Source organism: Pseudoalteromonas sp. HM-SA03 (genome assembly GCF_002289345.1).
Classification (GTDB): domain Bacteria; phylum Pseudomonadota; class Gammaproteobacteria; order Enterobacterales; family Alteromonadaceae; genus Pseudoalteromonas.
Window position 1 is genome coordinate 64,842 of the sequence record NZ_NSDG01000021.1, and the last position, 7,975, is coordinate 72,816.

Annotated in this window: 5 protein-coding genes and 1 pseudogene; 4 read left to right on the forward strand and 2 right to left on the reverse strand. The window is 42.1% G+C overall.

What is annotated here, in order from left to right; genetic code table 11:
- Positions 1 to 687: 687 nt before the first annotated feature.
- Positions 688 to 2,550 (forward strand): S8 family serine peptidase, encoded by a 1,863-nt coding sequence (locus tag CKO50_RS04230; protein WP_368665259.1) that lies wholly within the window; start codon positions 688 to 690, stop codon positions 2,548 to 2,550.
- 14 nt (positions 2,551 to 2,564) lie between these two features.
- A complete protein-coding gene (locus CKO50_RS04235; RefSeq protein ID WP_095727142.1) occupies positions 2,565 to 3,089 on the forward strand; it encodes a hypothetical protein in 525 nt (174 codons plus the stop codon).
- Positions 3,090 to 4,014: 925 nt separating this feature from the next.
- Here CKO50_RS04235 and CKO50_RS04240 read toward each other — a convergent pair.
- Both CKO50_RS04240 and bamC read right to left on the reverse strand, forming a co-directional pair.
- Positions 4,015 to 5,372: pseudogene (locus CKO50_RS04240) on the reverse strand (YjiH family protein).
- Between the two features lie 65 nt (positions 5,373 to 5,437).
- Positions 5,438 to 6,496 carry an outer membrane protein assembly factor BamC gene (gene bamC / locus CKO50_RS04245; RefSeq protein ID WP_095727143.1) on the reverse strand — a complete coding sequence of 353 codons (1,059 nt, stop codon included), beginning with the start codon at positions 6,494 to 6,496 and terminating at the stop codon, positions 5,438 to 5,440.
- Positions 6,497 to 6,828: 332 nt separating this feature from the next.
- Between bamC and CKO50_RS04250 the strand changes: the two genes are divergently transcribed.
- Together CKO50_RS04250 and bcp are read left to right on the forward strand one after the other, a co-directional pair.
- Positions 6,829 to 7,362, forward strand: coding sequence for a glycine cleavage system protein R (locus CKO50_RS04250; RefSeq protein ID WP_010369065.1), 534 nt, complete (start codon positions 6,829 to 6,831; stop codon positions 7,360 to 7,362).
- Between the two features lie 9 nt (positions 7,363 to 7,371).
- Positions 7,372 to 7,845: a thioredoxin-dependent thiol peroxidase gene (bcp, locus tag CKO50_RS04255; RefSeq protein ID WP_095727144.1), complete on the forward strand. Its 474-nt coding sequence runs from the start codon at positions 7,372 to 7,374 to the stop codon at positions 7,843 to 7,845.
- Positions 7,846 to 7,975: the final 130 nt, after the last annotated feature.

Genomic DNA, 7,975 nt, shown 5'->3' on the forward strand with positions numbered 1-7,975 from the left:
CAAACAGGTTAAATACCCCCTAGGCTGTTTGTTTTTTCAACAGCCACCACCCCTGTTTACATTCGTTTTCAAACATCCTAACCATATGAAAATATAAATAAAAAATATTTTTTGCTTACAAAATAGTTACAATGAAATAAATTATAAAATTGCTAACATAAATTTACTTGAGTACATTTGTTGCCGTAAAGATCACGAAGGTAAATAACATGAATAACAATAAATTCAAATATACTGCTTTATCTGCGGCGATAGTATTAGCACTATCTGCTTGTGGTGGTAGTGATAACAATAAGAACAGCTCAGCTCAAGAAGTAGATCAAGCCCCTCAAGCCGGCGTTACTCAATTAGAGAATGTTAAGCATTGGCAAACAACTTCAGGTCCAATTCAAGCCTCAGATGCTGATGGTGATAACCTATCAATTGCAATATTTGATGGTGAAACTGAGATCATCCCAGAAGACAATGTTTATACTCTTTCACATGGTATTTTGACACTAAAAGGTATCAACGCGTTTGACTACCAGTCAGTTACAGGTGAAGCGGCGACAATTAACTTCACAGTGACAGCAAAAAGTAAATCTGCTAGCGGCAGCATCGAGATCCCAGCAGCCATTACAGATCCCCTAGCCNCAACAATGGCACTTAGACAACACCGGTCAGAAAGCATATGCACTAAGTGACGAAATGAAACAAGGTCTCGTCGACTTATATGTAGGCCGTGGAATAATGACAGAAGAGGAAGCGCAACAATATTGGGATAAAGAGTTCGAAGAAGCGGAAACAAACATCTTAGTTGCTGGCGAAGATATGAATGTGAAAAGTGCATTCGCTCAAGGTGTTACTGGTCAAGGCGTTACTGCGGTGGTAGTAGACTCGGGACTTGAAATTAGACACGAAGATTTAGCACCTAATGTACTTCCGAATCGCTCATTAAACCTTTTAAACGACGCTTTGGATAAAACAGACCCAACAAGCAAGGCGACCAATGGCGACCATGGTACTAGCGTAGCCGGCCTTATCGCCTCAAAAGGCTGGAATGGCCTAGGTGGCCGAGGTGTTTCACCTGATACAGGCCTCATTGGAATGAATTTATTGGCAAGCGGCGAAAAAACACCGAAGCAAGAACTATTAGTTCATGGTTTTCCTGGCTCAGGTATCACAGCAAGCGAGTCTATTTCTGTGTTTAACCGCAGTTATGGCCTTACTTACCCAGTTCAATTTAGCTATTCTGAACTCGACGAAGCCATTGAGTCTTATCCAAACAGAAAGCTTCGCTCAGGTAAAGGAGCGACTAACGTAAAATCAAGCGGTAATAGTTTCGTTAGCGAAGACTTAGAAGGGTCATTCTGTGAAGATAATGGTGCAAATGACCTTGGGTTAACTTGTTACAATAGCAACAGTGAAAGCAGCCAAGGCCATCCATACTACTTTTCTATTGGCGCTGTTAACTCAAATGGTAAACACACAAGCTATTCAAGCGCTGGTTCTAACCTATTAGCTGCAGCCCCAGCCGGTGAATATGGCCGTTGGGCTCCAGCAATGGTTACAACCGACCCGATGACATGTTTGAGCGGTAGCTCAGGCTACACTGGTCGCACGATAGCTGGTTGGACTGGCGCTTATGGCGAAGAGTTTGCTGCAAGCCAATACCCATTCGATTACCCTGGCCACCCAGAAAACCCTAACTGTAATTATCGTTCAACCATGAATGGAACTTCTTCTGCAGCACCAAACGCTTCAGGCGTGATCTCTCTGATCCTATCAGCGAACAGTGAGCTGACTTGGAGAGATGTGCGTCATATCATTGCATCAACTAGCACCAAGAATGATGCTGAAAATGCTTCTGTAACTGTACCGGTCGGTGATAACGAATTCGTTGCACATGATGGCTGGGTTGAGAATGCGGCTGGTTATAGCCATAATAACCTTTACGGATTTGGACGTGTCGATGCTGGCGAAGCTGTGAAAATGGCTAAGTCTTACTCGAACGATTTAGGTGAAGAAGTAATCACTAATTGGACCGGCGCAGGCTCAGTTGTAGCAGAAGAATCACTTGAAATGCCGATCCCTGATAATAGCTTGGTTGGCGCGACATACAAAGTCATTATTGAAGATGATATCAAAGTTGAAGCAGCTCAGTTTAAACTAGACGTATTCAACGATGAATTCGGTATGGGAATAGAAAGTGGTGAAGATGTCCTTCAGTCTACTGCTGGATCCGATTTAGCGATTGAAGTTATCTCTCCAAGTGGAACTAGAAGTGTTTTACTGTCATCTCGACAAGCGTTGATACGTCCTGCATATGATCTTAGTGGAGCCGGCTTCCAGAACGGTTATATCCTGAAAAATGGGGTATTTTTATCAAATAGCTTCTATGGCGAATCAGCCAAAGGGGAATGGACAATTCGCGTGCTAGATGTTTCTGACAAATCGTTTGCAACAGCTAGCGTAGGCGATATTGTCTATAATGGTTACGTAAACAACTCTACACCATCAAAATTGATGGGTGCAGCTGTACGTATCTTTGGTCATCAGTCTGCTGAGTAATAGGAGTGTATATTATGAACAAGTTAAAAATCGCAGCACTAATTACGGGTTCACTATTCTTGGCTCAAGCAGAAGCTAATGACAACTTGACTCCAAAAATGGAGAAGGTCAACAAAGTGGCAAGTTTTGAACAACCTGACTTTGGCGCTTATAAAATCATGTCTGATTATGCATTAGTTCCTGCAGCAATTGCAGATCCCAATGCTGTTATTAGCAAAAAGGGCAATAAAGCTTTGGTTAAGTCAACTTCTGTCAGCAAGTTGTTCACTAAAGGCTCTTTAGTAAAAAATATTTTTAATGGTGAAATTGCTCCTGTATCTGGCAATATTAACCTTCTATTGAAAGACGGTGCGTCTGCAAGCGATTTAGCAAGTGAATTCGACGTTGCGGTTGAAAATACATATGACGGTGGCAGAATTGCTGTTGTTAGTGTAAATAGCAACCAAGATTTACTTGGTAAACTTGCCGAGCTGAAGCAATCAGGAAAGGTAGTTGAAGCTAAAATTGAAGTGTTAGGTACTTTATACACATCTAGATAACTTCACTGTTAAACACAGACTTTCTAAAGCCTCATGTAAAATGGGGCTTTTTTGCGCTTTGAAAGCCTAAAACACTGACGACTCTACTTTCTGCTTGACCTCAAATTTGGCTAGCTAAACGTGACCACCATATTTTGAATATCTCTTGCCTCTTCTTCTAGCTGGTTCATCCTAAAACCAAAACCATACACGCAAACACCATAAAAGCACCGCTTTAAAATCAAGCTCATTGATATCATTGCACTGCGTCATGAACTCGTGAAACTGGCCAAACTCATTGACTGCCAACGAATATAGGTTGAATTTGAACAGCACTAAGGTGATAAAGGTGCTGGCACAAAGCCTATCCGCCTACTCGCGGGTCTTGAATACCTTAATCCACAAACTGTCTGACAAAAACACAGTAGCCATGCAGTGCTCACCCAATAATAGAAAATATCCCTGATAAGCGACCCTACAGCTGTTTTGTAGATAGGGCTTATTGAGGGGCATATTATGATGTGTACATTCCTAGGCAGAAGTATGAAGTGGCACCGAATCTTAAGAAGAAGCTCTAGTGATGTAATGCAATAGAGTTAGTCATCGGGCACATGAAGCAGAGTGGTCACTTAGGTCTTAACCGCTTAAAAGGAAAGCAAGATGACGAACTTAACGTAGTATTTCCAGATGTAGGCCAAAGCTGCCGTAAAGTCCTAGCCCGACAGTGACTTTTTATACTTGGACTTTATATCTGTTATTCGCGGTATGAAGCGCTTTGCCAGATTAGCACTATCGATAAAGATAATGCTCAGTCTGGACTGATTTGGTTCGGCTAGTCTAAGCATCAAAACGTCAATATTCAGCATGGAGTTAGCCAATTAACCCACAATATTGAAGCGGGTTAATATTGTGGGTTATCACTGAACTCTGTTATCGAATGTTCTGTTTAGCCGACTAACCATTTCGCCATAAAGACGATAACAGGTAAGGTAACCAGCGTTCTTAAAATAAAGATAAGGAATAGCTCCCACAAGTTCACTGGGATTTTGCTACCAAGCAACAGCGCGCCAACTTCTGACATATAAATAAGCTGAGTTACGCTCATGGCGGCAACGATAAATCTGGTGGTGTCACTTTCAATAGAACCTGCGGCAAGGATTGACGGAATAAACATATCAGCAAAGCCTACCACTATCGTCTGTGCTGCTTTTTCGGCTTCTGCCACATTGAGTAGCTCNAAGGTGTACCTAAATATTGAAATACAGGGGTGTATTCTGCGATGATCAAGGCAAAAGTACCAACAGCCATCACTACGGGAAGTACAGCAAATACCATATCTAACGCATTATGCAGACCTTCTTCTAATGTTCCTTTAAGCCCTGGTGCTGTTCTTGCTTTAGCAAGTGCAATATCCAAAGAATGACCTAAAAGGCCTTTTCCTTCTGGCACCGCTTCTGAATCCTGGTTGTGGTCGCTACCATCTACATAGATATCCTTTTTGAATCTTAGCGGTGGTAAGCGCGGCACTATGATTGCTGCAACAAAGCCAGCTGCACATACGGTGAGATAGAAAGGAGCAAACAGGTGTTCGAGTTTAACTTGACCAATAACAACTAAACAGAAAGTAATGGAAACCGCAGAGAATGTGGTGCCAATAATAGCCGCTTCTCGTTGAGTATAGTGCTTATCCTCATATTGGCGAGCAGTCATCAAGATGCCTACGCTGCCGTCGCCAAGCCAAGAAGCAACACAGTTTACCGCGCTACGACCTGGTACACCGAATAGCGGGCGCATCACTTTGGTCAAGAGTGTACCAACCATCTCAAGTAAACCAAAGTTAAGTAGTAACGGCAGTAACAAACCTGCAAGAATAAAGACAGAAAAGAGTACAGGTAACAAGTCATTTAGCACTAATGCTCCTGTGCTTTCCGAATGGATCGCTTCTGGACCAACACCATTGAAGGTAAGCACAATAAACACCATGCCAACTAGTCGGGTTATCAACCAAACCCAGCTAACGTCAAATAGGTGCTTTATTATGGTTATTTTTAATAGCGCTTGGGGTCTTAGAAGCTTCATCACCAAACTCATGATCCCGGTAATACATACAATTGCGACAATCATATCTTTAATAAAAGGAGCGACTTGCGCTTGTAACCATTTAGCCATAACAGCAATGGGGATAGTCATTGCTTCCCCTACCGCCACTGGCGTCATAAATAAAAAGATACCAATCAATGACGGTACGATAAACGCAAACCACGTTTGTAGGGTGGAGCGTGGTGTCATAGTGCTCTCTGTCATTTTTTACTTCCACAAAAACAAAGAAAAGAGCCGAAGCTCTTTTCGTTTTTAAATTATTATATTTATTAGATTGTTAGACCTTTTTGCCTAAGCAAAGTAATCAAGGCTTGATGCAGGTTATTCATAGTGTTTGCATCAAGTACATTCCCCTCGCTATCCTTCCAGGTAATTGAAGTACGCGTATCCTGTGCTTGAGCGATCTTTATCGTGTAATCACCATTGTCAATTGGCAACACAATCGCTTCTTCACCCCAGATAGAGTCCCAAACGCTGCTTTCAGGCGCTTCGTAACGAACCAAAACTTCCTGCTTTTCTCTATCAACACGGACAACCGTAAAGTTACTTCTTTCTAGGAAGTTTGAGAAACGATCAAGCACCGCTTCTTGACCTTTTTCAGTCAGTAGCGCCGAATCACCATTATTGTCAAACCCAAGTTCAAGTGCTAGAACACCTTGGCGCTTACGCATTTCAACTTGCAGTAGGCGATATTGATAGTCAAATTCTGAAACGACTTCGTTCAGTGCCCGTACTTCGAGGTGGCTTTTCCGAAGCGCAGTTAACTCACCATCGCCTTGATAATCTACTAATTCCGCTCGAATTGACGCCGTACGCTGATGTTCTTTTTGCTCAACAGTAAACTTAAACTTTTGCTTAGATGGCTCTGCCGCGTCTTCCCAAAACCAACCGTCTTTTGGCTTGATCAGCGAATACCAAGTTGTGGTCACCGAGCCTTGCGCCTTGCTATCGCTTTCAAGTCCGGCATTATGCATCGCCACAACGCTATCCACAGCACGCCAAATAAATGCTGGTAAATCTTCTATCCCGTCATTCTTATCAAAAAAGATCCTTGCAGCTTCTTCGCCCTGCTCTACCCAACTGCCTTGCGCAACCGTTAATACCTGTTGCGGTGCACGGTAACTTACCGGTTCAGCTGTATTTTCATATTGGCCGACTGGCATTGCAAATTCTGGGTCTCGATAAGGCTGAGTTAAGCCCTCTGGGGCTTTCACCGGTGCATTTGCACGATAATTTCTTTCATGATGTGCATCTTTTGTGAAAATACTACAGCCGCTTAGACTCACGGCAATTCCAAGAACCAGTGATTTTGGGATCCAATACTGCACTCATTTACTCCTTAGCAAACCCTATTATTATTCGAATCAAAGTTATGATTTAGGATTGCCGAATTGGTTCACACAAAGTTGCCAAAAATTGACAATCTCTGAATTAATAACGCTATGCTATCAAATATTCCACGTACTATATCGGGAATACGTATCTCATAGCCAAAATTTTGCCTTATGTTACTTGTCATACATTAGAAAAACAAGCAACCATGTCCAGCAAGCACAATTCTATTTTTTATTACAACGCGCTAGCGCTAAAACTCAGATATGGTAGTATTTCGCGTTAACTATTAACCTTGAGCGCATTACGTGAAATCAGAGGTTCCAAAATGACCATGCATGCAAACCATCAACTTGTCTTAACCGCCATTGGAGAAGACAGATCTGGTATTGTTGGCGAATTGACACAGCTTGTAAGTGACTGCAACTGTAATATTATTGACAGTCGAATTGCGATATTGGGCAATGAATTTACCTTTATCATGCTACTTGCCGGTGACATGGCGTCTATTAGTCGTGTCGAGCACACCTTACCAGCCAAAGGGATGGAGCTCGGTCTCTTAACCATGATGAAACGCACGTCGAGCCATCAGCAAGGCGAATACAGTGCAGGTTATACTTTGGAATATGAAGGACTAGATACTCCCGGTACATTAAGCAAAGTAACGCGCTATTTTGCAGCACAAGGAGTGAATATTTGTTCACTGAAGTCAGATACCTTTGAGCAAGAAGACGAGCTACATATGCGCTGCGAGCTTGAGTTCAATATTCCAGTGGATGTGGATATTGATAACTTTAAAGTTCAGTTCGAAGATCTTTCTCACTCCTTAAACGTAGACTATATATTTAGACGCATTCGCTAAGGATTTACTATGAATACTTTAAAAATTGGTGATCAAGCGCCACTATTTTCACTACAAAACCAAAACGACAAGACCGTTGAACTTGCTACTTTATTAAAGTCTCATCAAGTCTTAGTCTATTTTTATCCTAAGGCATTGACCCCGGGTTGTACGGTTCAAGCCGAAAATCTACGCGACCACAAAGTTGAACTGGCTGAATTAAACACCGTAGCCGTTGGCATTAGTCCAGATCCTGTGAAAAAGTTAAAGAACTTTGAAAACAAAAAAGAGCTTAACTTTGACTTACTTTCGGATGAAGACCACGCAGTAGCCGATGAGTTTGGTGTGTGGGGCTTAAAGAAATTTATGGGTAAAGAGTATGACGGTATTCATCGCCTATCTTTCTTAGTCGGTCAAGATGGTAGCATCAAGCACGTGTTCAATAAGTTTAAAACCAAAGATCACCATGAAGTCGTGATTAACCACTTGAAAGACAACGCTTAAAGTAACTCGCTAAACCGTATTTACGTATATTTAAGAAATAAAAAACGGAGCAAATGCTCCGCAGACTGTTGAAAAAGGGCTGGACACAGATCTAGCCCTTTGATCTAATAAGCGTAGTGAGTTTAGAGAG

Coding starts and splice junctions, on each gene's coding strand:
- CKO50_RS04230 (WP_368665259.1), top strand. CDS start 688: ATGAAACAAGGTCTCGTCGACTTATATGTAGGCCGTGGAATAATGACA.
- CKO50_RS04250 (WP_010369065.1), top strand. CDS start 6,829: ATGACCATGCATGCAAACCATCAACTTGTCTTAACCGCCATTGGAGAA.
- bcp (WP_095727144.1), top strand. CDS start 7,372: ATGAATACTTTAAAAATTGGTGATCAAGCGCCACTATTTTCACTACAA.
- CKO50_RS04235 (WP_095727142.1), top strand. CDS start 2,565: ATGAACAAGTTAAAAATCGCAGCACTAATTACGGGTTCACTATTCTTG.